The sequence below is a fragment of the Mesobacillus sp. ABV4_180 genome (assembly GCF_056158485.1).
In genome coordinates this window covers 927,825-953,203 of sequence record NZ_JBSWTJ010000001.1, presented here as the reverse complement: position 1 = coordinate 953,203, position 25,379 = coordinate 927,825, and the positions used below count along the sequence as shown (strand labels likewise).

25 protein-coding genes and 2 riboswitches are annotated in these 25,379 nt (G+C 43.9%); of the genes, 4 read left to right on the top strand and 21 right to left on the bottom strand.

Features of this window, described 5'->3' with window-relative positions:
- Positions 1-176 precede the first annotated feature (176 nt).
- Both ACXAEA_RS04640 and ACXAEA_RS04635 read left to right on the top strand, forming a co-directional pair.
- Positions 177-443 (top strand): DUF3055 domain-containing protein, encoded by a 267-nt coding sequence (locus ACXAEA_RS04640; protein WP_475094768.1) that lies wholly within the window; start codon positions 177-179, stop codon positions 441-443.
- A gap of 76 nt (positions 444-519) precedes the next feature.
- A complete protein-coding gene (locus tag ACXAEA_RS04635) occupies positions 520-804 on the top strand; it encodes a cytosolic protein (protein ID WP_475094767.1) in 285 nt (94 codons plus the stop codon).
- 49 nt (positions 805-853) lie between these two features.
- Here the strand turns inward: ACXAEA_RS04635 and ACXAEA_RS04630 are convergent, their stop codons facing one another.
- Entirely contained in the window at positions 854-1,141 is a 288-nt protein-coding gene (locus ACXAEA_RS04630; RefSeq protein WP_475094766.1) for a YutD family protein, read from the bottom strand.
- A 197-nt stretch (positions 1,142-1,338) separates the two neighbouring features.
- Between ACXAEA_RS04630 and ACXAEA_RS04625 the strand changes: the two genes are divergently transcribed.
- Positions 1,339-2,034: a YhcN/YlaJ family sporulation lipoprotein gene (locus ACXAEA_RS04625; RefSeq protein WP_475094765.1), complete on the top strand. Its 696-nt coding sequence runs from the start codon at positions 1,339-1,341 to the stop codon at positions 2,032-2,034.
- Positions 2,035-2,442: 408 nt separating this feature from the next.
- Here ACXAEA_RS04625 and lipA read toward each other — a convergent pair whose 3' ends face one another.
- A complete protein-coding gene (lipA, locus tag ACXAEA_RS04620) occupies positions 2,443-3,357 on the bottom strand; it encodes a lipoyl synthase (protein ID WP_475094764.1) in 915 nt (304 codons plus the stop codon).
- Between the two features lie 372 nt (positions 3,358-3,729).
- Between lipA and ACXAEA_RS04615 the strand changes: the two genes are divergently transcribed.
- Positions 3,730-4,725, top strand: a complete 996-nt coding sequence (locus ACXAEA_RS04615; RefSeq protein ID WP_475094763.1) for a M23 family metallopeptidase — start codon at positions 3,730-3,732, stop codon at positions 4,723-4,725.
- Between the two features lie 42 nt (positions 4,726-4,767).
- Here ACXAEA_RS04615 and ACXAEA_RS04610 read toward each other — a convergent pair whose 3' ends face one another.
- The 19 genes from ACXAEA_RS04610 to ACXAEA_RS04520 form a co-directional block, all read right to left on the bottom strand.
- Positions 4,768-4,872 carry a methionine/alanine import family NSS transporter small subunit gene (locus ACXAEA_RS04610; RefSeq protein ID WP_214706514.1) on the bottom strand — a complete coding sequence of 35 codons (105 nt, stop codon included), beginning with the start codon at positions 4,870-4,872 and terminating at the stop codon, positions 4,768-4,770.
- Positions 4,872-6,383: a sodium-dependent transporter gene (locus ACXAEA_RS04605; protein ID WP_475094762.1), complete on the bottom strand. Its 1,512-nt coding sequence runs from the start codon at positions 6,381-6,383 to the stop codon at positions 4,872-4,874. The genes ACXAEA_RS04610 and ACXAEA_RS04605 overlap by 1 nt, the downstream gene beginning before the upstream one ends.
- A gap of 249 nt (positions 6,384-6,632) precedes the next feature.
- Positions 6,633-8,216 carry a Na+/H+ antiporter NhaC family protein gene (locus tag ACXAEA_RS04600; protein ID WP_475094761.1) on the bottom strand — a complete coding sequence of 528 codons (1,584 nt, stop codon included), beginning with the start codon at positions 8,214-8,216 and terminating at the stop codon, positions 6,633-6,635.
- A gap of 141 nt (positions 8,217-8,357) precedes the next feature.
- Positions 8,358-8,541, bottom strand: a riboswitch (Lysine riboswitch).
- Between the two features lie 66 nt (positions 8,542-8,607).
- Positions 8,608-9,366, bottom strand: coding sequence for a sporulation protein YunB (yunB, locus tag ACXAEA_RS04595; RefSeq protein ID WP_475094760.1), 759 nt, complete (start codon positions 9,364-9,366; stop codon positions 8,608-8,610).
- A gap of 60 nt (positions 9,367-9,426) precedes the next feature.
- On the bottom strand, positions 9,427-10,533 hold the full coding sequence (locus ACXAEA_RS04590) for an HD-GYP domain-containing protein (protein WP_475094759.1): 1,107 nt from the start codon (positions 10,531-10,533) through the stop codon (positions 9,427-9,429).
- A gap of 280 nt (positions 10,534-10,813) precedes the next feature.
- On the bottom strand, positions 10,814-11,116 hold the full coding sequence (locus ACXAEA_RS04585) for a YunC family protein (RefSeq protein ID WP_475094758.1): 303 nt from the start codon (positions 11,114-11,116) through the stop codon (positions 10,814-10,816).
- 76 nt (positions 11,117-11,192) lie between these two features.
- On the bottom strand, positions 11,193-12,569 hold the full coding sequence (locus ACXAEA_RS04580) for a bifunctional metallophosphatase/5'-nucleotidase (protein ID WP_475098054.1): 1,377 nt from the start codon (positions 12,567-12,569) through the stop codon (positions 11,193-11,195).
- 69 nt (positions 12,570-12,638) lie between these two features.
- A complete protein-coding gene (locus tag ACXAEA_RS04575; RefSeq protein ID WP_475094757.1) occupies positions 12,639-13,487 on the bottom strand; it encodes a DUF72 domain-containing protein in 849 nt (282 codons plus the stop codon).
- A 309-nt stretch (positions 13,488-13,796) separates the two neighbouring features.
- Positions 13,797-15,194 (bottom strand): Fe-S cluster assembly protein SufB, encoded by a 1,398-nt coding sequence (gene sufB, locus ACXAEA_RS04570; RefSeq protein ID WP_475094756.1) that lies wholly within the window; start codon positions 15,192-15,194, stop codon positions 13,797-13,799.
- A gap of 94 nt (positions 15,195-15,288) precedes the next feature.
- On the bottom strand, positions 15,289-15,735 hold the full coding sequence (gene sufU, locus ACXAEA_RS04565) for a Fe-S cluster assembly sulfur transfer protein SufU (RefSeq protein ID WP_475094755.1): 447 nt from the start codon (positions 15,733-15,735) through the stop codon (positions 15,289-15,291).
- Positions 15,725-16,954, bottom strand: a complete 1,230-nt coding sequence (locus ACXAEA_RS04560; protein WP_475094754.1) for a cysteine desulfurase — start codon at positions 16,952-16,954, stop codon at positions 15,725-15,727. Before ACXAEA_RS04560 ends, sufU begins: the two co-directional genes overlap by 11 nt.
- Positions 16,954-18,261 carry a Fe-S cluster assembly protein SufD gene (sufD, locus tag ACXAEA_RS04555; RefSeq protein ID WP_475094753.1) on the bottom strand — a complete coding sequence of 436 codons (1,308 nt, stop codon included), beginning with the start codon at positions 18,259-18,261 and terminating at the stop codon, positions 16,954-16,956. Before sufD ends, ACXAEA_RS04560 begins: the two co-directional genes overlap by 1 nt.
- Before the next feature lie 18 nt (positions 18,262-18,279).
- On the bottom strand, positions 18,280-19,065 hold the full coding sequence (gene sufC / locus ACXAEA_RS04550; protein ID WP_475094752.1) for a Fe-S cluster assembly ATPase SufC: 786 nt from the start codon (positions 19,063-19,065) through the stop codon (positions 18,280-18,282).
- 1,040 nt (positions 19,066-20,105) lie between these two features.
- Positions 20,106-20,258, bottom strand: a complete 153-nt coding sequence (locus tag ACXAEA_RS04545) for a YuzK family famiily protein (RefSeq protein ID WP_475094751.1) — start codon at positions 20,256-20,258, stop codon at positions 20,106-20,108.
- 278 nt (positions 20,259-20,536) lie between these two features.
- Positions 20,537-20,908: a carboxymuconolactone decarboxylase family protein gene (locus ACXAEA_RS04540; RefSeq protein ID WP_475094750.1), complete on the bottom strand. Its 372-nt coding sequence runs from the start codon at positions 20,906-20,908 to the stop codon at positions 20,537-20,539.
- A gap of 115 nt (positions 20,909-21,023) precedes the next feature.
- Positions 21,024-21,857 carry a MetQ/NlpA family ABC transporter substrate-binding protein gene (locus tag ACXAEA_RS04535; RefSeq protein ID WP_475094749.1) on the bottom strand — a complete coding sequence of 278 codons (834 nt, stop codon included), beginning with the start codon at positions 21,855-21,857 and terminating at the stop codon, positions 21,024-21,026.
- A 14-nt stretch (positions 21,858-21,871) separates the two neighbouring features.
- Positions 21,872-22,540 carry a methionine ABC transporter permease gene (locus tag ACXAEA_RS04530; RefSeq protein WP_475094748.1) on the bottom strand — a complete coding sequence of 223 codons (669 nt, stop codon included), beginning with the start codon at positions 22,538-22,540 and terminating at the stop codon, positions 21,872-21,874.
- Positions 22,533-23,558, bottom strand: coding sequence for a methionine ABC transporter ATP-binding protein (locus tag ACXAEA_RS04525; protein WP_475094747.1), 1,026 nt, complete (start codon positions 23,556-23,558; stop codon positions 22,533-22,535). The genes ACXAEA_RS04530 and ACXAEA_RS04525 overlap by 8 nt, the downstream gene beginning before the upstream one ends.
- 229 nt (positions 23,559-23,787) lie before the next feature.
- Positions 23,788-23,901, bottom strand: a riboswitch (SAM riboswitch).
- Positions 23,902-24,014: 113 nt separating this feature from the next.
- On the bottom strand, positions 24,015-25,331 hold the full coding sequence (locus ACXAEA_RS04520) for an O-acetylhomoserine aminocarboxypropyltransferase/cysteine synthase family protein (protein ID WP_475094746.1): 1,317 nt from the start codon (positions 25,329-25,331) through the stop codon (positions 24,015-24,017).
- Positions 25,332-25,379 lie beyond the last annotated feature (48 nt).

Sequence of the window (25,379 nt, the reverse complement as noted above, 5' to 3'; positions counted from 1 at the left end):
TTTCAATCCTCTCAGAAGATGACTAGAACTTTTTCTTAATTGTACCATAATTCGCTAAAATAGCACTTTTTTCCTATATAGTATTTCGAAATATTTTTCAGATAAATTCAGTAATTTTCGTTTTTCTGTTAAGATGTTGAATGAAGGAAGATTTTTGGAGCATTTAGGAGGATAATATGTCAGAACGATTTTTCTTATACGATGATACAGAGGATACAAAAACACGATATATAAGCTTTCTTGGGGAGAATCAGCGTTTTGACCTGGCGATTATGCAGACAAGCCGCTATTACGGGAAAAGCATCATTTTAGACATCCAGGGAAGCAGATTTGCGATCATCGGCCAGGATGACCTGGATGAAGAAGGCTACCTGGAATATGCATACAATCTATCTGAAGAAGATGCAGAGGAATTGCGAACATTCCTGCGCCCTATCATCTGATTGGAATGAACTGTTTGTTTGATTTGTCTTTTGGAAGAGATACTAAAAAGACATCAAACAAAAGTAGGTGAGTTTCATGAGCAAGGAAGACCGTGAGCAATACTCCGATTTTTCAAACGTCGAAAAACAAAGAAATTATGTAACGGCTGAGGACTTACCAGACGGCCCCTATGGCTCACCGTTCCGAAAAGATGAACCAGTAGAGGGGAAAAGCACTGCATGGAGAGAAGGACAGCGGTCATACAGCAATTTCAACTATGAGTTCAAGTCGCTCCATCAGGGAATGCCGCGCAAAGAAGCTGGCGCACACCCTACCCATGATGATCCGGATGAAAGCGAACAGCCGCCATATAGTGAATAATCCTTATCAAAGCCAGATGAAAAGACCCGGAAAAAATCCGGGTCTTTTACTATGCCTGTTGTTGTTTTGCGACTTTTTTCGCTACAAAATAAGCGCAGCCAAAGTTGCAATACTCGTATAAGTACTCACTGACAGTACTGATTTTCGTATCGAATGTTGATTTCTGGTTCTGGTCATCGAAGAACCCTCTGAGCCTTAACTGCCCATAACCCCAGTCACCCACAATATAATCATACTTCGTTAAGATTTCGCTGTATCTGGCGCGGAATGCTTCCTCGTTGAATCCGTCCCGTGCTTCGTCTACGATTTCATAACACAGATTATTGATGCAAATCATTGATCCACCTCTTTTATATAGCTGATTTTCCCGTAACTATCTAAAAACATCTTTTTTATTTAGATTAGTGTCTATCTCCAGCGCCTGTCGGGGCTGACCAAGGCGCTGACGCTTTTCTTAATTATAACTTATTCCCCATGAATTACTAAGCAAAAAAAATAAATTGCAAGCCATTCTAACAGTAGGAGGTGTTTTTATTGAAGAAAGCAATTTTTGCGCTTGGAGTTTTGGGTGCAGCGGCATTGACTGGCTGTAATGCAGATGATAATGCCTCGCCTGGAAAGTATGATGGCAGAACAGGGATTTACCAGCAGAGCGGCAATACTTTGAATGTCAATGACCAGCGCCCTGATTTATACGATGAAGACGGCCGTAAAGGGTTTAAGGATAAAAGCGAAGACTTCGGGTATGTACGCCACCAGAAGTCCGGTGTCATGGGTGCCGATAACATGGAAGATGCGTATGAGGCCCTTGACCGCGAGAAAATAGCTGACATGATCGGTAGATTCAGCACAATGGTCCCGAATGTCGATGATGTATCGACACTGGTTACCGATGAAGAAGTCCTGATCGTTTACCAGACAGATTCTGATAACCGGTTCGAAACTGCCGACCAGGTGAAGAGAATGGGAATGTCAGTCGTTCCGCGCTGGTTCCACGTATATGTATCAGATGATACAAACCTGCGCAATGAAGTGGAAAATTTCGCCTCACTTGATACGGACAGCCGTGATGTGGATGATTTAATCGATGGCGTTGTCAAACAAATGCTAAAATCCCCTCAGGGCCGTGACATGAGCACTGGGGAAAATGCGAATGGCGAAGCAAAGGGTGAACTGAACGAAGAGACTGATAAAGATGATATTTCAACACAGATGAAAAAAGGAAAATAAGAAAAGCGCAATCGCCTTGGGCAGCCCCGACAAGCGCTGGAGGGCCGACCATTGAAGTCACTCTTTGACTTCATTGGGCGGACCGAATTCGAAAAGCGGAGGCGACTGCCCAACTCCGACAAGCGCTGGAGGGCCTGCCAGTGAAGTCGCTCTTTGACTTCATTGGCAGGACCGAAGCGTCTCGAGGAGTTAGGAGACGCAGCTAGACAAGCGTCTCGAGCTGCTCAAAGCTGACGCTTATCGCAAGATAATCTAAGAAGACTCTCAGGGATGAAAACTGGCTAGGCGCTGGAGCTGGACAATTCTCAAAGTGAAATTTTACATTTTCTTATCTCATAAGAAAAAGAGTTCAGCTTTGGTGTGCTGAACTCTTTTTCACGCTCTATTGATTTGCAAGTAATTATTGGGTTATGCCTGTTGCGCTTCCTGCTCTGCAAGCTGCTGTTTATGTTTCGCGGCAGAGTTGACTTGCTCATCTGCATGGTATGATGAACGAACCAGTGGTCCAGCTTCACAATGGCTGAATCCTTTTTGCAGTGCGATTTCTTTCAATTCAGCGAACTCGTCTGGATGATAGTATTTTACGACCTCAAGATGCTTCTTGGAAGGCTGCAAATATTGGCCAAGCGTCAGGATGTCCACGTTATTTGCACGCAGGTCATCCATAGCCTCGATCAGCTCTTCTTTCGTTTCACCAAGACCGACCATGATGCTTGATTTTGTTGGAATGTCAGGCTGCATTTCCTTAGCGCGGCGCAGGAATTCCAGCGAACGATCATATTTTGCCCGTGCGCGGATTCTTGGTGTCAGGCGATTAACTGTTTCAATATTATGGTTCAGGATATCAGGACGGGCATCCATCAGGGTTTGTAGGTTTTCCAGCACACCACCCATATCGGAAGGCAATACTTCGATCGATGTGAACGGATTTTTCCTGCGGATGGCCCTGACAGTTTCAGCAAAAACTGCTGCACCGCCATCTTTCAGGTCATCGCGGGCAACCGCTGTTACGACAACATGCTTCAGGTTCATAAGTGTAACGGAATCCGCGACTCTTTCTGGCTCCTGCCAGTCCAGCTCAGTCGGCAGACCTGTTTTTACAGCACAAAAACGGCATGCACGCGTACATACATCACCGAGGATCATGAAGGTTGCAGTTCTTCTTACTGCCCAGCATTCATGGATATTCGGGCACTTCGCTTCCTCACATACAGTATGTAAGCTTTTTTCCCTCATCATCTTTTTTAAGCCAGTGTAGTTTTCATTTGTGTTCAGCTTTATTTTCAGCCACTCGGGCTTTCTCTGTACCTCTTTTTTGCTCATTATTTTCACTCCATTCCTGCTGCATTACATCAAGAACACCATGAAAAAATCAAGGCCGGCATACAGCTTCTGATGTCACTTTAACATAATGAAAAACACACGACAAGTGCGATAATCTGGGATTACCATTATTTGATGTTTATGAAAAATCCCTTACATCGCAAACTATAACAAGAAAAGTGAAAGCGCCTGCTCAGCCCCGACAAGCGCTGGAGGGCCGACCGGTGAAGTCGTCCTTTGACTTCATTGGGCGGACCGAAGCGTCTCGAGGGGTTAGGCGCTGTAGCTGGACACGAAGAAAAGCGAAAGCGCATTTACCTATGGTGTTTAAGCATGACAATAAAGGACCCAATTCATGAAGGGAGGATTACGGTGAAATTATTAAAAGCAGTTATCGTTCTTTTTTTACTATGCCCTGCCCTTTCGGTTGAAAAAGCATCTGCTGCCGAACAGCAGGAGGCTGATATTTATAAAAAAAGAATGGACCTATATAACCGTGTAGAAGCTGTTACCCAGATCCCCTGGTACTATATTGCAGCAGTCGATCAATATGAACGGAATGTCAGACAGGCAAGAAGGGACTTGCCCAAAGCTGAAGGTATATCCGGAATATATTTTAAACCTGAAGAGTGGGCCGGATTGCTGAATCCCAAACTTGAAGATGAGAATCCGGTCTCAATCCAGTTTTTCAACGGGATTGGCTTTGACGGGAACGGGGACGGCAAAGCAAGCCTGAAGGACGACGAAGACGTACTGCAGGCCTTCGCACAGTACCTGCTTTCATATGGAAGAGACCATGAGAACATAAAAATTGGTTTATGGAATTACTACAAACGCGACAAGACCGTTGCTATCATCATTGGAAAAGCGATGATCTACAGACACTTCGGGCGTTTGGACCTTGATACTCACTCATTTCCGCTGCCATTGCGAAGCAACCACAGCTACAATAATACCTGGGGCGATGCCCGGGGTTGGGGCGGCAGACGAATCCATGAAGGAACTGATATTTTTGCCGGTTATGGCGTGCCGGTGCGTGCAACCGGCTATGGGATTGTGGAAATGAAGGGCTGGAATAAATACGGCGGATGGCGTGTAGGAATACGCGATATCAATAACACTTATCACTATTTTGCTCATTTGAGCGGGTTTGCGAAAGAACTTAAAGTAGGTCAAATCGTAGAGCCGGGTACGGTCATTGGAGGTGTCGGCAGCTCTGGTTATGGCCCTCCTGGAACAAGCGGCAAATTCCCTCCCCATCTGCATTATGGCATGTACAAGGATAACGGATATACAGAATGGTCATTTGACCCGTACCCTCATTTGAAGTTATGGGCCCGGCAGGAACGAGCAAGGCTGAAGAGATAAAACCATGTAAAAAGGCCAACCTGATCAGGTTGGCCTAGATTATTAAGAAGAGCGGGATTTTTTTGCTGCATGCAGCACGCTGACAACAAGGCCGCCCCAAATGATTCCAATTCCCAGTACCATCATAACGATTGAACTAGCATCCATTATTTAGAGACCCCCTTGTCTTGTGGAACTTCATATAGAGTGTTATCCCATTTCTTTACGTACTTGAAAACAAAACCTACTAAAAGTGCACCCAAAGCCACAAGCCATCCATAATAGAAGTTGAATGATTCTGGATAACCACCATAGCTCGTTTTTAAATCAGTAAGGATATTCATTACCATCATGATGCCAAGAACGATAGGTGTAACGTATTTTAAGCAAATATTCCACCAGCTGCCAAGTTGAATATCGGAAATTCCATCTGCATGGCTTCTTAAGCTGTTCAATTCCTTAGCAACCCATGCAACCAGGATGATTTCAACAAATCCAGATGCAACAACACCATAGTTATTGATAAAAGCATCCACTGTGTCAAGGAAGTTCAGGCCGCCTTGAGTGGCAAAAAGGATTGAAATTAGAGCTGACAGACCGCCACCTAACGCAACTGCTTTATTACGGGAAACACTGAACTTATCCTGGATTCCAGCTACATATGTTTCGACAATAGAGATTAGTGATGTTAATCCAGCAAGCGTCAAACTTACGAAGAACAAGACACCAAATGCCGCGCTGAATGCAGGTAGCTCATTAATAATCTGCGGGAAGACTGCAAATGCCAATATTACGCCTTTGCTGACCACTTCATCAACTGCTACTCCCTGCTGGTTTGCCATGAAACCTAATGCTGCAAATACACCAATACCTGCTAACACTTCGAATGATGAGTTAGCGAATCCAGTAATGAACGCATTATTGGTAATATCAGATTTTTTTGGTAGATAACTTGAATATGTGATCATAATTGCAAAAGCGATTGATAAACTGAAGAATATTTGGCCATATGCAGCAACCCAAACCTTACCGTTCAAGATCTGTCCCCAGTCAGGTTTGAAGAATGCATTGATACCATCAACAGCTCCATCAAGAGTTAAAGCACGAACAACAATAATTAAGAATAAAATAACAAGTGCTGGAATAAAGACTTTATTTGCTGCTTCAATACCCTTTTTAACACCTTTGAAAAGAATGCCTAATGTGATGACCCATACAATAATCAATGGAACAAATACTCCAGGAACAAGACTTCCAACTTTTCCTGCATCAACTACTTGTAAATAATCACCAACAAGGAAAGTCAGTGGATCGTCTCCCCATTGCTTGCTTAAAGAGAAATAGGCGTAAGACATAGCCCAGGCAATGATGACCGCATAGTATGTTGAAATGACAAAGGAAATAGCCAACTGCCACCAGCCAAGCCATTCTGAACCCTTCCTTAGTCTTGCAAAACTCAATGGTGATGAACCACGATACTTATGACCAATAGTAAATTCCATGATTAATAGTGGAATACCTGCTGTCAGTAATGCAAATAGATATGGAAGGAAGAAAGCTCCGCCTCCATTCTCATACGCTACTCCAGGAAAGCGCCAAATATTTCCCAACCCGACTGCCGAACCTACTGCAGCAAGAATAAATCCCGCCCGTGTTCCCCACTGTGGACGATTTTCCATCATGAATCCCCCTCTGCTCTCTAATACTTGGAAAATATTGATGTATTAGAAAGTTTTATATTTTCTGATTATTTAATCTAGGATTAGTATAGCTAGTTTTTTTCTGCTTGTCAAAATATTATTTTACTTATAATAAAATATTTCACGAAAATTTTTCCCAACAATACCAGGGCTCCTATTAATTAGGATTCTATTCCCATTTATTTAAAAATATGAAAAAAGCTGTCTGGATATCAGACAGCTTTTTTATTATTCTACAAGATTTTCTTTTAGAACTTCTTCCTTTGTTTTATTGCCAAAAATAAAGGCAAATGCGATTAACAGGATTGCCACTACACCTAGTGCAGCAATCGTGCTGCCTGTGAATCCGATGATCAGGAATCCAACAGCAGAAATAGCAGCAGATATCAAAGCGTATGGCAATTGAGTCATGACATGGTCCATATGGTTCGACCCAGCTCCTGTAGACGATAGAATCGTAGTGTCTGAGATTGGTGAACAGTGGTCTCCAAAGACAGCACCCGCTAAAACTGCAGCTAAAGCAGCCAGCAGGATGCTGATGTCAGAAGCAGCAGCAATATCCCCTGCGATTGGAAGCAGGATTCCGAATGATCCCCATGATGTCCCTGTAGAGAAAGCCATGATACCGGCAACAATGAACAAAAGGAACGGCAGGAACGAAATATTCATGTTAGAGCGTTCTACAAGTCCTGCGAGATATGTTCCTGTTTCCAGCCTTCCGATCAGGTCTACAATTACCCAGGCAAATAAAAGAATATAAATAGCTGGGAGCATGGATTTAATTCCTTCAAGTATTCCTTTTCCAAATACATTAGCATTCACACCTTTTAAGACAACAGACTGTCTCACGAAAAGGATAACTGCTGCTGCAAGTCCCAATAAACCGCCGGTGACAAGAGATTTTGTCACATCTGTATTTTCGAGAATGCTAAAGATTGTTGCTTCCCCTTCAACAGCACTCAGGCCTGTCCACATCATGGCACCAACAGTACCGACAACAAGTGCCAGAATCGGCCACACCAAATCGCCTACAGTTCCTTTTGAACTTGTTGGAAGGTCATCTTTCAATTCACCAGGAACCGGCTTGCTTTGGTCCACAACAATCCCTTCATTGAATGCTCTTTCTTCATGGAACTTCATCGGTCCAATTTCGACATTGCGAAGAGCTACGATAAAGACCATTGCCAACGCTGCCAGCGCGTAGAAATTCATTGGCACGATTTGCATGAATGCTGAAAATGCACCATATTCTTTTACTCCGTGCGCAGCGAGGATTGTCCCGATTAACGCGATAATGTATGCTCCCCAGCTCGAGATCGGGGAAATGACACACATTGGAGCAGAAGTTGAATCAATGATATAAGCAAGTTTTGCACGAGATACCTTCTGGCGGTCAGTAATAGGACGAGTGATCTGTCCTACAGCCAAAGCGTTGAAATAATCGTCAATGAAAATGATAACACCTAAAAATGCGCCAACGAGCTGGGCACCAACTCTCGTTTTAACCCGCTTCATCGCCCATTCGCCAAATGCACGGCTTCCGCCAGAAATGGAGATGAACGCAGTGATCGTACCCAATAACAATAGGAATAAGATGATGTACAAGCTATATGTGTTCAGTTCCCCATCAGCGACGAAAATCCCCTTGATCGCATCCCACATAATAGCAAAGGCTTTCCCAATATTGAATTCAGCAAGCAAAAACGCTGCTGCGATGATGCCTGTTCCTAATGACAAAAGCACTCGCCTTGTGATTACTACCATTAAAATTGCCAATAATGGCGGCAGTATTGAAAAAATTGTGTTCTCCATTTGTTCTCCTCCTTGTTTTTTGACAGGGGGGAACTGTTACATGAAAAGAGTTAGTTAGCTACTTCTTTAAAAAAATATAAAAAAGGGCAACGATAGAGAACATTCTATCGCTGCCCTTAATAAGCAACTAGTTTCTCCATCACGATCTGTAGCTCCCCATTATGAAGATACCTCCATAATGACAGTGATACTCTTGTTCAAAGTATCCCCAGCAAAAGAAAATGTGACTCACTTTCCTTCGCTTCGGCAATATTCCCTTTCATCTGTGATCAACGTTGTCATCCTCACACAGATTACTTATGAATTCTGCTCCTCTACCCCACCGGAATGATAAGGTTTATTATTCAATTAATTTTATAATATAACAATATCACTAACTTGACAACTGTTTTTATTCTCCAGGAAGCTGGATCGCTGGTGAAGAATCACCGCCGCCATTGTAAAATTGCGGGACTTTTCCTGGATAGTAGACACTGCCTATAGGAATGTCTTCCTGCACAGTGGCAATTTCAGTTGCAAAAGGAATAATGATTTGCACATTGACTTTCACTCTCACCGAAACGTTAATCAATGTATTATTAATCCCATGCTCTTCTGTTTTCCAGACAATATCGGCTGTAACATCACCAATCGCGTTGAATTTCACCGGGATCATGGGTCCCATATTACCAAGGAGAGCATTATTTGTGGCCTGCCCTAATGGTACATAATAAATAATTCCTTCTTCCTTGTCCTCTTCGTCAGTCACGATTTCAACGTCTGAAAGCATCTCCAGCTGCGTGAGATTGCCTCGTTCTGCTTCTTTTAAATTCATTTGGACAAGATTAGCGGTTTCTGCCTTTACACGATTGATTATTTCTGTATTGAACTTCATTGCAGTTGACGTCCCGCCGTCAAGCGGGACAAATTCGATCACTTCATCAATATCCATGCCGCTTGCAATCTTCTTGTTGATCGCTTTATTGATCACAAGCGTTGCAATTTTCCTGGTCTGGGATTCGGCATAGCTCATAAGAGTAGGCTCAATCCCTTTATCTATGATCCAAAGTCCTGCTGCGGTTGAAAAGGAAAAAAAGACGAATGTCAGCAGGAATACATACCTGAAAGGCAAAGGTCCTTTTCGAGGCAGCCGCCGGCCGAATTTTGCCAAAACAAATCCCCCCTCTAAAGCTATATGTATGCTTTAAAGGGGGGAACTAGCCTAAAAAACTTAACTATTGGCGTACTCATATTTTATGATCGTCTCGCAGCTGACGATCATCAATGAAAGATTGGACTTCAAATCCAGCTCATAAGGTTCAACACGCTGACTGTTCTCCTCAAGGATCCTTACGACGGGCCGTTCGCTCAAGCCTTGATTCTGGGCTGAAACGACTCCTTTTCTGCCATCGCTTAAACTGACTGTCAGACCGACTGGATAAATCGCAACAGCCCTTCTGAAGGCATCGACTACCTTAGGATCGAACAGGCTGCCGGAACCGGAATAAAGGATTTCAAGCCCTTCATGCGGCAGCATTGCCGGTCTGTAGACACGATTGGAAGTAACAGCATCGAATACATCCGCCACCCCAAGGATCCTTCCGAATAAGTGGATTTCTTCTCCCTTCAAGCCGCGTGGATACCCGGCTCCATTCATGCGTTCATGATGCTGGTACGCACAATGGGCTACAATCAAAGGGACAGTCGGGATATTCCTGAGCAGCTGGAATCCTTCCTCCGCATGTGCCTTGATGATTTGGAATTCTTCTGCCGTCAGCTTTCCGGGTTTCGCTAGAACTTCTTCCGGTATCTTCATTTTCCCTACATCATGTAAAATCGCACCAAGCCCAAGCTGCTCTAGCTCCTTTGGTGGTAGCTTCATTTCGATTCCAATCGCCAGGGCGTATAGTGTTACATTCAAAGAATGGGAAAAAATATAGTGATCATGGAGGAAAACATCGGACAGCAAATTCAGCAGCTCTTTGCTTCTTTGAAGCTCATCCAATAAAATGCTGATCAGCATCTTGAATTTTCTTGCCGATTTTTCAAGCACAAAGGAATGAGAAATTTTTGTATCCAGCTGTATTTGCTTAAATGCTTCTCCAATCGTCATGATTGCATTTACCCGCAAATCATCCGAAATGGAGTTTGCCAGAATAATATCGTCCGTATCAGGATCTTTTATATAAATATAATCTATTCCAAATTGAACAAGACGTCTAAGGATTCTCTCCTCCAGTCTTGCCCCTGCATTTAATAGAATTTGCCCCTGGTCATTGTAAATGGCTTTTCCAAGTAAAGCCCCTTCATCTACCGAAGTGGTGGCTACGAGTCTCATGTCAATTCCCACTTTATCTGTTAGTTGTAGGCCGTTTCCGTGCCAAATCTACCGAAAAAGCCTTGATGGTTAACAAGAAAATTTTACATAAAACGACAATATTTCCTTATATTCTAACATAACCATTTATGAATTGGTCATCTCATTGTGAATTTAGAGTTGGGAAAATAGTCATTCGCTTACATTTAATATTAATATCGGTCAAAGCACTGTGCCTTTTACCATTGCCATTATAAATTCACAAAATCTCGCAAAAAAGACAGCCTTGATCAGGCTGTCTTTAATTCATGAGCAGCAATGCATCCTTGCCAACCATGCCCTTTATGGCTCCAAGCTCCTCAGCTTCATACGTGACTGATTCAAGAGGGGCTTCAAGCAATTCTTCGATTGTTTTCACGCCAACGGCCCTGCCGGCAATGACTTTCCTGCTCTTCAGCTTTTCATTGAGAAGCGCGACATCCAGAGCGCCGCACATAATATATCCCTTATCCCCCGTTACTACAAGAAGATTCGTTTTAGGCAATCTGACGGTTATGCATAAGAATGTCCTGCCTTCTATTTCAATCGGTGACATTTCGATCATGAACACACTCTCCTTCCATCAATCCCATTAACACTTTATGAAAGGGGAAACGAAAGCGTGATATTTTGATCAAATATTAGTGATAAATTGAAGCCAGCTTCCATTCAAGTAAATTGCGAAGAAACTCCGGCAGCCAATAATGCTTCTCCTCTGCCCTCTGGATCTCAGGGAAGAATCGTCCAAAGGTGAACATGTCCGGAATGGCAAGCACATAGTATTCCTTTGGATTTATCAGCTTTCCATTGATGGTAACCTGCTGCACATTTCCTTTCTGTTGAAAGCCGATACCATCGTACTCCATGACACCCATGACTGTCCCACGGAATCCAAGGCCTTTAATCTGCATATGCGGCCATCTTTCATCCCTGGTCTGCAGGAGAATTTCTTTTAACTCTGCTCCGGAAAGCCTGATGGTGCAAGGGTTTATGGGATGTGGACAGATATTGAGCAAATCAAATTTCGTGACTTCTCCTTGCTTCAACCCGCCAAGAAGCATGCCAGCATTCATGAATGCACAATCTGCATTACACCATTCTCTTAATGCCTGTGTCAGAATTTTGGAAAGAGAGCTTTCCTTTAGTGGGTCAGAATCCAGGTCAGCTGGAAGGAAAGCAACACTTTCATCCATCAGCTTTTTACCTTCCTGGTAATAGCCCTCTGCAATTTGTTGCTCATAATCTGTCTTATCCTCCTCATTCATATCATAAAGAACCGCACTTTTATGTAAAATTTGCTTTGATTCCTTGCCAACGTTCAAGGTAACATGTCCCGTATAATATCCAAACTTCCCAGCACCAGCAAGCAGGCTGGAGCCAACTTCCTTCCCCTCATGTAAAATATGGTGGGTGTGCCCACCAAGAATCACATCAATTTCCGGGAACATCCCGGCAATCATTTCATCATCATGGATGCCGAGATGAGATAGAAGAATAATGATATCTGTACGGCCTTTAAGCTCGTCAATACATTTTTGCAGTTCATCAATTGGGTCGTTTAACCTCCAGCCCAGCTGCTCGTAAAACCGGGCAAAATTTACTGTGACCCCAATGACGCCGATTCTTGTTCCTTGTTTGCTTATGTATACATGATATGGCTTCGCCCACTCCGGCCTGCTTCCATCCGGCTTGTAAAGATTTGCTACAAGCATCTCGAACTTTTTTTCATGATACATCGTATCAAGGTCCTCAAAAGGAAGTGTAATGCCTTCATTGTTCCCGATCGTGGCAGCATCATAGCCAGCTTCATTCAATAGGCGGCAATTCGCCTTACCTCTCGTTGCATCAGATAAAGGATGCCAGCGGTCCATATGGTCACCAATATCGAAGACAAAGACTTCATCACCAGCCTCCTGGTGCCAACGCCTCCGCTCCGTCACCAGCTTATGGATACCCGGCCAATGCTCTAAATGGCTGTGCAAATCATTCGTATGGTAAATGTGAATTACTTCTTCCATCAACCCATCATTCCTCTTTTAAAAATGAAGTACCCCTCCTATCGATGGAAGGGGTCTTTGTTTTTACTTCTAAAATAAATCCAGCTGCCTTGGATTCAAGCCTGAATATTCAATATTCAAAATATCAAGCATCTGCTTAGCGTTGTCAGCTGCATCTCCGCCTGAATTATTATTGAACAGTGCAAAAACCTGGGCAGTACTTTCGTCCAGCTTTTTAAGGTGATTTGACCACTCATTTAATTCTTCCTGGTTATAGCGATACAAATACCTGACTTCGCGCCAATCCTGGCCTCTTCCCTTCTTGTTCCAGCCATGGACATTGCGGCCGTGGAAGCGGACGAGAACCTTTTCGGCTGAAGTCGTTTCCAGTACTGTCGGAATCGATCCGTCACCAGCCTGCGGCTCATCACAGATGCTGTGAATCCATTTTTCTTTTTCCATAAAATCAAGTGTCTTTTCACGCATTTCGCCGTCAAACCAAGATTGATGGCGGAATTCGAGAGCACAATCAATATCCCCCATCTGTTCCTTGCACCAGCGCAAATAATCAACATTTTCCCGGCGCAAATCAAACCATGGCGGAAACTGGAACAGCGTCATTGCATGCTTGTTCGCCTCCAGATAAGGCTTCAGTGATTCTTTATATGCCGTGAACATTTCATTTTTATCCTTAAAAGGAATCTCACCGCGCTGATGCCCGGTCATTCCCTGGTAAGCTTTTACGATGAACTGAAAATTGTCAGGTGTATCCTCTACCCATTTTGCCGCATTCTTCACAGGCTGCACAGCGTAAAAAGAGGCATCCACCTCGACTGCAGGAAAGTGGCTGGAATACTCCTTGAGTTTATCACGAGGTGAAACCTTGCCTTCATATAAACTGTCATGGTCCCCCCAGCCCGTTAAGCCAACAATAATCATCTGTGCACCTCCATTTTAGTTTTATGATAGCATAATTCCCTTTAAATGAGAGGAAGAAACAACCCGGCGGATGTTAATAACCTGAACTTCAGTCCCCATTCCACTGGTATAAATATAAATGGTTGAGTTCGTTAACGGAATCTCTACGGTTTTAACGATATTCTCTCCGGTTTTGCAGTAATCTCTACGATTTAGGATTAATCTCAACGCTTTCATAGTTAATCTCTACGAAAAGCGCTTTAATCTCTATATTTTACATTAAATAGAAAAAATCCACCTGCCGCGGCAGGTGGATTCCCGTAATGATCATTAACCGATTGAACCTTCCATCTCGAACTTGATCAGTCGGTTCATTTCAACTGCGTATTCCATTGGCAATTCTTTTGTGAATGGCTCGATGAAGCCCATTACGATCATTTCAGTTGCTTCTTCTTCGGAGATTCCGCGGCTCATCAGGTAGAACAATTGCTCTTCTGATACCTTTGAAACCTTCGCTTCGTGTTCAAGAGAAATGTTGTCGTTCAGGATTTCATTGTATGGAATTGTGTCGGATGTTGATTTGTTGTCCATGATCAACGTATCGCACTCAATGTTAGAGCGGGCGCCGTCAGCTTTGCGTCCGAAGTGGACGATACCGCGGTATGTTACTTTTCCGCCTTGCTTTGAGATTGATTTAGATACGATTGTTGATGATGTGTTTGGAGCAAGGTGGATCATTTTCGCACCTGCATCCTGGTGCTGGCCTTTACCAGCGATAGCGATGGATAATGTCATACCGCGTGCACCTTCACCCTTAAGGATGACTGCTGGGTATTTCATTGTCAGCTTGGAACCGATGTTGCCATCGACCCATTCCATCGTCGCGTTCGCTTCACAAACGGCACGCTTTGTAACAAGGTTGAAGACGTTGTTTGCCCAGTTCTGGATCGTTGTGTAACGGCAATATGCGTCTTTCTTGATGATGATTTCAACGACCGCACTGTGAAGGGAGTTCGTTGTGTATACAGGAGCTGTACATCCTTCTACATAGTGTACGTGTGCGCCTTCATCAACGATGATCAGTGTACGCTCGAACTGGCCCATGTTCTCAGAGTTGATGCGGAAATACGCCTGAAGCGGAGTATCCACTTTTACCCCTTTAGGAACATAGATGAAAGATCCGCCGGACCAAACCGCAGAGTTCAATGCTGAAAACTTGTTGTCTGTTGGAGGAATTACTTTCGCCCAGTGCTCGCGGAAGATATCTTCATTCTCTTTAAGAGCTGAATCCGTGTCTTTGAAGACGATTCCCAGATCTTCAAGCTCTTCCTTCATGTTGTGGTAAACAACCTCTGATTCGTACTGAGCAGATACACCCGCAAGGTATTTTTGTTCAGCTTCTGGAATCCCGAGCTTGTCAAATGTCGCCTTGATTTCCTCTGGAACTTCATCCCATGATTTTTCAGAGCGCTCAGATGGTTTTACATAGTAAGTGATTTCATCAAAATTCAATGAAGCCATGTCTCCGCCCCATTGTGGCATTGGCATGTTGTAAAAGTGCTCAAGAGACTTTAAACGGAAGTCCAGCATCCACTGGGGCTCTTCCTTAAGCTTTGAAATTTCTTCAACGATTTCACGCGTCAAACCGCGCTTAGACCGGAAGATGGAAACGTCTTTGTCGGCAAAACCGTATTTATAATCACCGATCTCTGGCATTTTTTTAGCCATCGTCGAATTCCTCCATTCTTAAAGCAAGGAACTAAGCTCCTGCTTTATAGTTGTACTGCTGCAGGCCAATCCCCTGCAGGCTTTTATCATAAAATTATTGGCTGTCTTCCTCTTCCTTCAGGCCTTTCTCCATAGCCTTCCATGCGAGGGTCGCGCATTTGATCCTTGCAGGGAATTTCGCCACACCTTGCAGGGCTTCGATATCTCCGAGGTCAAGATCGTCCTCATCATAATCTTTGCCTTGCATGATGTCTGAGAAAATCGTTGAAAGCTTGAGAGCTTCCTCGACATTTCTTCCTTTGATCGCCTGTGTCATCATTGATGCAGAGGACATGGAAATCGAGCAGCCTTCCCCTTCAAATTTCGCGTCTGCAACCTTGCCATCTTCGACTTTCATCGTCAACTGGATGCGGTCGCCGCATGTAGGGTTGTTCATGTTGACAGTCAGGCTGCCTTCATCCAAAACACCTTTATTGCGAGGGTTCTTATAGTGATCCATAATAACTTGCCGATAAAGGTTATCTAAATTATTAAAAGACATCGCTGAAATACTCCTTTGTTTTGACAAGACCAGCTACGAGCTTGTCAATATCTTCTTCTGTGTTGTACAGGTAGAAGCTTGCACGTGCTGTCGCGGACGCCTTCAGCCATTTCATCAAGGGCTGTGCACAATGGTGTCCCGCGCGAACGGCGATTCCTTCAGCATCAAGCACTGTCGCTACATCATGCGGATGCACGTCATCAATATTGAATGTTACAAGTCCGGCACGCTTGCCTGCTTCCTTCGGTCCATAGATGGTCATGCCTTCGATTTCAGACATTTTCTCCATAGCGTAAGCCGCAAGTGCGTGTTCATGCTTTTCAATGTTGTCGAGCCCGATCTCGTTCAGGAAGTCGATTGCGGCGCCAAGGCCGATTGCTCCGGCAATGATTGGCGTACCACCTTCGAATTTCCACGGCAGCTCTTTCCATGTTGACTCGTATAACCCTACAAAATCAATCATTTCGCCACCAAACTCAACTGGCTCCATTTTTTCAAGAAGTGCCTTCTTGCCATATAATACGCCGATTCCTGTCGGCCCGCACATCTTATGTCCGGAAAAAGCGAGGAAGTCGCAATTCAGGTCCTGGACGTCAATTTTCATATGCGGTGCGCTTTGTGCGCCATCGACGACCATGATTGCACCATGCTGGTGGGCAATCTCGCCAATCTCCTTGATCGGGTTCATGACACCCAGTACGTTGGAAACCTGCATGATGGATACGATTTTCGTGTTATCCGTAATGGTTTCCCTTACAGTATCAAGAGAAATCGTGCCATCTTCCTGCAGCTCTAAATATTTCAATGTCGCACCCGTTTGTTTTGCCACCTGCTGCCACGGAATGATATTGCTGTGATGCTCCATATAGGAGATGACAATCTCATCGCCTTCTTTAAGGTTATCACGGCCATAGCTTGCTGCCACCGTGTTCAATGCAGTGGTGGTTCCACGGGTGAAAATGATTTCTTCGATTGATTTTGCATTAATGAACTTTCGGACCTTTTCCCTTGATCCTTCGTACCCATCGGTAGCCCTTGTTCCAAGGGTATGGACACCGCGGTGTACGTTGGAGTTGTATTCGCGATAATATTTGTCCAGCGCTTCAATTACCTGCACCGGCTTTTGTGATGTTGCCGCGCTGTCAAGATAGACAAGCGGGCTGCCATTGACTTCCTGATTTAAAATCGGAAATAATTCACGAATTTCGCGGGCGTTCATTATTTTACTTTCCTTTCGATTACCTCAACCAATTGCTTTTTAACTCCTTCGATTGGAAGTTCATTAACAACTGGTGCAAGGAAGCCGTGAATGACAAGACGCTCTGCTTCAGTCTTCGGAATACCGCGGCTCATCAAGTAGTAAAGCTGCAATGGATCAACTCGTCCTACAGAAGCCGCATGGCCTGCTGTTACATCATCTTCATCGATTAGAAGAATTGGGTTAGCATCTCCACGTGCTTTTTCACTTAGCATAAGTACGCGTGATTCTTGTTCAGCGTTTGATTTGGAAGCACCGTGCTCGATTTTTCCGATTCCGTTGAAAATAGAAGTTGCGCTATCCTTCACAACACCGTGCTTCAGGATATAGCCTTCTGAATTTTTTCCGAAATGGATGATGCTTGTCGTGAAGTTCTGAGTCTGCTCTCCGCGTCCGACAACAACAGTTTTTGTGTCGCCGAATGAACCGTCACCAACAAGATTTGTGATGTTTTCTGAAACTGTATTGCAATCGTTCATCATGCCAAGAGCCCATTCAATACGAGCATCTCTTCCAGCTTGACCGCGACGGTTTACATAAGTTGTAAGCCCTTCAGCCAAAGTATCTACTGCACCGTACTGGATTTTCGCGTTCTGGCCAGCGATTGCTTCAGTAACAATGTTAACCTGGCCATTAACCTTGCCAGTTGTTGAAATGTAGTTCTCAACATATGTTACAGAGCTGTTATCTTCAGCCACAACAAGGACATGGTTGAACAGGTTCGCTTCTGCATCATCATGCAGAAAGATCGCCTGAATCGGATTCTGGATTTGAACATTTTTAGGAACATACAGGAATGCTCCGCCGTTCATGAATGCTGCGTGAAGAGCAGTCAAACGGTGCTCATCTGTTTTAACCGCAGTCATGAAGTATTTCTTCAGAAGGTCGCTATATTCGCGAGCCGCCGTGAAAATATCTGTAAAAATTACACCTTGTTCCTGCATTTCTTTTGAAAGCTGCAGGTATGCTGGCTTGTTGTTGCGTTGTACATAAAGGCTATTATCCTTTGCCTCCTGGTCAACAAGTGCTTTTACTTCCTCAGGAAGTTCATCGATTGATGAAAAAACATCGCTTTTCACAAGCAGCTTTTCAAATTTAGTGAAATTCCATTTATCAATTTTCGTCTTATCCGGTTTTGGCATGGAAAGATCTTCAGCTTTATCAAGAGATTGAACTCGAAGCTGTGTCAGCCATTCCGGTTCGTTCATTTCTTTTGAGAAGGAAGTAATGTACTCCTGGTCAAAAGCCCATTTCGTTTCCGTAGTCATTATAAATCCCCCCAACGCTTAAGCTTCTTGCCCAACTGTTTCGTCTTCGATGCCTAGTTCTTTTTTAATCCAGTCGTATCCTTCTGCTTCTAAGCGCTGTGCAAGTTCCGGTCCGCCGGACTTCACAATGCGGCCCTGCATCATGACGTGTACATAGTCAGGAGTGATGTAATCAAGAAGGCGCTGGTAGTGAGTGATGATCAAGCAGCCGAAATCTTCGCCGCGCATTTCGTTGATTCCTTTAGAAACAACCTTCAATGCATCGATATCAAGTCCTGAGTCAATTTCGTCAAGGATCGCGATTTTAGGTTCAAGCATCATCAATTGAAGAATCTCGTTACGCTTCTTTTCACCGCCGGAGAAACCTTCGTTAAGATAACGCTGTGCCATATCAAGATCCATTTCAAGGAATTCCATTTGCTTATCCATTTTGCGGATGAATTTCATAAGTGAAATTTCATTGCCTTCGCCAAGGCGGCTGTTCACAGCAGAACGAAGGAAGTCAGCATTCGTTACACCGCTGATTTCGCTTGGATATTGCATAGCAAGGAACAAGCCAGCGCGTGCTCTCTCGTCAACTTCCATTTCAAGAACATCTTCGCCATCAAGGTTAACAGAACCGCTAGTTACTTCATATTTAGGATGACCCATGATAGAAGAAGACAAAGTAGACTTACCAGTACCGTTTGGTCCCATGATCGCGTGGATTTCTCCACCCTTAACTTCAAGGTTCACACCTTTTAATATCTCTTTACCTTCAATCTCAACGTGAAGGTCCTTAATTGATAATACAGATCCTGCCATAATAATACCTCCGTCAATATAGAAAAGATTTTAAGCCGACTTCAGCCGTCTTTAGCTCTATTCTCATTTTATTCTCATTACAATCTTATAACAAATGAAAAGTGTTAGCAACACTTTAAAAGTGGAAAGAAATACAACGGAACCTGTTGATTCTTGTCAAAATATAAATATGATTTTTGGCTCATGCCGAGTGGAAGGGGAAACGACCGAGCAAACGCATTTGCTCGCAGTGTTTCCCCTTCCACTCGGCAGCTTTTCAGCCTCAAGCTGAAAAGCCTGTGAAGCGTAAGCTTCACAAAAGTGAGCCAAAAATCTGCAAAAATTAAGTTTTGAATGTTTTGATTGAAGAATCAACAGCATGAAACTTGCCTTCTTTCCACTTCCCCCACCACCGCATTTCAGCCCGCTGAAAGGCGACAAAACCACACTCTCATTCTAACAGACCAAGCCCTGCAAGTCGGTTTATCCGCTCATAGCTTGTACATCATTTTATTTTTACCTGCTGTAATAAAAAAATGTACTTGGACGGAATCAAGGCAGGACATAAACCCAAATGAAGGACATATTTCTCTTTGGTCATCACGATCCTGTCCTTCATCACCCTTATGACGGACACTTTTCTCGTTTCCACAACGATTTCTGTCCTTCATCATTCTCATGACGGACACTTTTCCCTTTTCTACAACGATTTCTGTCCTTCATCACCCACATGACGGACACTTTTCCCGTTTCCTTACCGATTCCTGTCCTTCATCACCCTCATGACGGACACTTTTTCCATTTTCACAACGATTTCTGTCCTTCATCACCTTCATGACGGACACTTTTCCCGTTTCCTTACCGATTTCTGTCCTTCATCACCTTCATGACGGACACTTTTCCCGTTTCCATACCGATTTCTGTCCTTCATCACCTTCATGACGGACACGTTCCCGTTTCCATACCGATTTATGTCCTTCATTACCCTGTTAATAATAAAGAAACCAGTGCATAAACGACACTGGTTCCAATTCATTTCTTCTATTATATATATCCTATCCTTACGAGTGGACTTTTCTTTCCAGATCCGAAATCATCCGCTGGCTTTGGATATAATCCTTTTCACGTCTTCTCTCGACTTCCATCCTTGCGTCATGGTTCATGCTGTAAACCTCATAACTGATTCCATGAGCTCCATGCATGGCTTTTTCCATTTCACTTGTGTAGTTCAGTTTTAGCTGACTAATAGTGAATCATCCCTTCGGTTTTTCGCTTTGATCAGCGATTTTTTTGATATTGCAATGGTAACACTTTTTATTTACCACTATCAAAGCGGTTAAAACCATTAATTTTTGGATGTGATGGAATATGGAGGTTTAAGGGTACCTCAGCTCTTGAATTCTTACAATACTGGCAAATCCCTCCGGATCGGAGCCTATCCTGCAAATCTGCCAACCCATTTTAGCCGCACTAACAGGCTTTTAGGTATATTTTACTGTTTTAAATGATTCAGCTCAGCCATCGCTTCCTGGACAAGCGTGACTGCCTGGCTCATTGCAGCACCGCCGCCAAATGCAGCAGTAACTCCTACTGCTTCTAAAATTTGTTCCTCAGTCGCACCCTGGTCAAGGCACCCTTTTAAATGATAAATAATGCAAAATTCATCCTGTGAATATAAAGATATTCCTAAAGCAATAAGCTGCTTTTCCTTCTGTGTGAGGGTTCCTTCCTGAAAGCACACTTCTGTAAAAGCATTATAATGTTGTGCAAGCTCAGGCATTCTCTGTGTAAAGATGCCAAGCCCATGCTTATATTCATGCAAAGCTGCTTCAGTAGAATTCCGGGGTTCATAATGATGTTCCATTGCTTTCACTCCAATCTGAATATTTCTCGGTTAGTATGTTAGATTTCAGAGCGGGTTATGCGAGGGATGTGAATCAAATAGAAAAAGCAGGCGCCGCCTGCTTTTCTGTTTTCTACTATTCTTTTACCGGAACGACAGCACCTTCATACTTTTCAAGGATGAAGTCCTGGATTTCTTTTGAGTGAAGAACTTCGACAAGTGCCTTGATTGCCGGCTTGTCTTTGTCACCTTCACGTACTGCGATGACGTTCACGTATGGAGAGTCACTTTCCTCGATCGCGATAGAATCCTTCAATGGATTAAGACCCGCGTCGATTGCGTAGTTAGAGTTAATTAGAACTGCGTCGCCTTCTCCGTTATTGAAGATCTGTGGAAGCAATGCTGCTTCGTATTCAGTGTCAAACTTCAGTTTCTTAGGGTTTTCTGCAATGTCATCGATTGTTGCTTTAACTTTTTCAACGCCATCCTTAAGAGTGATCAAGCCTTCTTTTTCAAGCATTGTCAGAATACGGCCATGGTCTGCTACTGAGCTGCTCATGATGATGTGAGCACCCTCTGGCAGGTCTTCAAGAGTTGTATGGTCTTTAGAGTAGACACCGATTGGCTCGATGTGAATTCCGCCTGCATTTTCAAACTTATATCCATGCTCCGCCATTTGAGATTCAAGATAAGGAATGTGCTGGAAGTAGTTTGCATCAAGTTCCTTTGAATCCAATGCCTGGTTAGGTACAACATAATCGTTGAATGTCTTGATTTCCAATTCATAGCCTTTTTCCTCAAGAAGGGACTTAGCTTCCTCAAGTATTTCGGCATGTGGTACGTTAGATGCACCAACAACGATCTTCTTGCTTTCTTCCTTGCTGCCTTCGGAATTTTCCCCAGATGTTCCGCAAGCTGTAAGCCCTGCTGTTAAAACTAATGCTATTAGCGCCAATAACCACTTTTTCATTTAGTATCTCTCCTTTATCTTTTATCTAATTTTCTAGTGATGACATCACCGATGAACTGAATTAAAAATACGATAACCAGGATGATGATGGTCGCCATTAGCGTGACATCGTTCCGGCTGCGCTGGAAACCTTCCATATAAGCGAGGTTTCCCAAACCTCCTGCTCCAATTACACCAGCCATCGCTGTGTAGCTGACAAGGGCAATTGCAGTAACGGTAATTCCTGAAACAAGTGCAGGCATTGATTCTGGAAGAAGCACCTTCCAGATGATCGTCGTTGTTTTCGCGCCCATTGACTTCGCTGCTTCGATGACTCCTTTATCAATCTCACGCAGTCCAATTTCGACCATTCTTGCGTAAAAAGGAGCTGACCCGATGATCAATGCTGGCAATGCTGCGTTCTCTCCAATCATTGAACCAACGATGAGCTTTGTAAAAGGAATCAGCAGGACAATCAGGATGATGAAAGGTATCGACCTGAATATGTTAACAAATGCACTTAACACTAAATTAATCGACTTATTTTCCCATATATTCCCTCTGGAAGTCAGGAAAAGCAATAGACCTAAAATGGCTCCAAGAATGAAGGTGGCTACAACCGAAATAGCACTCATGTACAGTGTTTCAACTGTCGCTTCCCACATCCGGTCCCAATTGACATTAGGAAATAAATTTTCAGCCATTTGAAATCACCTCCACGCCGACTTCCTGCTTGCCAATATATTCGATGGCGCGGTCCAGGTCGCCCTCTTCTCCATCCAGATGGATGAACAGAGTACCATAGGACCCGTTTTGCGTCTGCGAAATTTTCCCCTGGACAATATTGACCATGATCGGGAACTCGCGAATCAAATTGGTGATAAGAGGCTGTTCTGCTCCTTCACCCACAAATGTCAGCTGGACAACTCGGCCATGCGGATAGCGGGATAGCAAATGGTCGACTGTTTCCTTCGTTTCTTCGGGTTCAGTCACCTGCTGGACGAACCGTTTGGTGATTGGCTGCTGAGGGTTTTTGAACACTTCCAGTACAGGTCCTGTTTCAACAATCTTTCCGCCTTCCATCACCGCAACCCGGTGGCATATCTTTCGGATCACATGCATTTCGTGCGTAATCAGGACAATCGTAAGACCTAATCTCTTATTGATATCCACCAGCAGGTCCAGGATTTGGTCGGTTGTCTGGGGGTCAAGCGCTGATGTCGCTTCGTCACCCAGGAGTACTTTTGGATTGTTCGCAAGGGCCCTGGCAATTCCAACCCTTTGCTTTTGTCCACCGCTCAACTGTGAAGGATAAGCATCTCCACGGCCTTCAAGCCCAACAAGCTCGATCAGTTCTTTTACCCTTTTATCCCTCTCTGCCTTTGGCACACCGGCAATTTCGAGCGGGAAAGCAATGTTTTCTGCAACCGTTCTTGACCATAACAGATTGAAGTGCTGAAAAATCATGCTGATTTCCTGGCGTGCTTTTCGCAATTCCGCTCCTTTGATCCTTGAAACTTCCCTTCCAGCCACAACGACGGAACCTGAAGTTGGAATTTCGAGGCCGTTCAGCATTCGGATCAATGTACTTTTCCCCGCACCGCTGTATCCAATGACCCCAAAGATCTCACCTTCTTTGACTTCGAGGTTCACATCATCTACTGCTTTGACTTCTCCTTTTTTGGAAGGATAAATCTTCTTTGCCTTTTTTATCGTGATCAATTGACTCACCCTCTTTACAACTCTTTTTAAAACCGTTTAAATCGCCTAATATGCCTGAGAAGGTTATCAATCTAGTTTCCCATTCCCCAACGAAAATAATTCAAACTTTACGTTAAGAGGGAGCATGACTGAAACCGGTAAAAGGACGAGAAGATCAAATAATGCTTGTAAAATAATAAAAGCCTTTCTGCAAGTGAGCAGAAAGGCATAATTGTAGGGGGTATCCTTTCTCTCATCTGCCAAAGCAATCCGCTTTGAGTGAATTGGCACCATTTCAATAAGCAAGCTTATTGACGGTTGCCGGGCTTCATAGGGCACTTCCCTCCACCTCTCTTGATAAGAGCACGCTATTAAATTATTTAATCGGTTTTTAAGGTACGAGTGTGATTTTAGCACGGAATAAAAAAGGGTGTCAACAAAATTATTTTTAAATATTATTTGGAATGTATTGGATAATTAAACCTTCGCCGATACAGCAGGTACTCCAGTTGCTTTTTCAATCGCCTGTTCCAGGTCCTCGATGATATCATCACTATTTTCAATGCCGACGGAGAGGCGGATTAAATCTTCCGGTACGCCAGCCGCCTTCAGCCCATCCGCGTCCAGTTGCTGGTGGGTCGTGCTTGCCGGATGGATAATCAGGCTCTTTGCATCGCCAACATTCGCGAGGTGGGACCACAATTTCACAGAATTGATCAGCGTCGCACCTGCCTTTCTTCCTCCTTCTATTCCAAAAACGACTACGGCTCCAGCCCCTTTTGGCAGGTACCGTTCAGCAAGCTCTTTATCAGGATGAGAATCATGGCCAGGGTAAGAGACCCAGGTAACCGCAGGATGCGACTCGAGATAGTCCACGACTTTTTGGGTATTTGCGACATGCTCCTTCATGCGGACATGCAATGTCTCAATTCCCAGATTGAATTGGAAAGCACTCTGAGGGCTAATAGATGGCCCGAGATCACGGAGAAGCTGGACCCTGGCCTTTACAATGTATGCAGCAGCTCCAATGGCTTCGCTATACACGATATTATGATAACTTCCATCAGGTTCGTTGAAACCCGGGAATTTAGGAGACTTCCAATCAAATTTACCTCCATCCACAATGATGCCGCCAAGGACGGTACCATTGCCTAACAGCCATTTCGTTGCGGAATGGATGACAATGTCCGCTCCATGTTCGATCGGACGGCATAGAAATGGAGTTGCAAACGTGTTATCTATAATCAGCGGAACGCCGGCTTCATGGGCGATGTCAGCGACAGCCTCGATATCCAAAACCCTTAAACTAGGGTTCCCGATTGTTTCCGCGAAGACAGCTTTTGTGTCAGGAGTAATGGCTTTCCTAAAGTTTTCCGGGTTTTCAGGATCAACAAAATGAACCTTTATGCCGTATTTTGGCAGTGTAACAGCAAATAAATTATAGGTTCCACCATAAAGGTTGGAAGCTGCAACGACCTCATCACCAGCATGCGCAACATTGAGAATCGACAGTGTGATGGCAGCCATGCCGCTTGAAAGCGCAAGGGCTCCAACTCCCCCCTCAAGGAGGGCAACTTTTTCCTCAAGAGCTGTCACAGTCGGGTTATGTATCCTTGAGTAAATATAACCTGACTCTTTCAAAGCAAATAAATCCGCTGCATGGTCTGTGTTCTCAAATTGAAATGCATTGCTCGAATAAATAGGCAACGCCCTGGCACCAGTAACTGGGTCCGGTGACTGTCCTCCATGAACCCCAATAGTTTCAATTTTGTAGTTCTTTTGTTCATTCGCCATTTTCATCTCTCCATTCAAAAAATAATTACGGAAAGCTGATACAAAAAA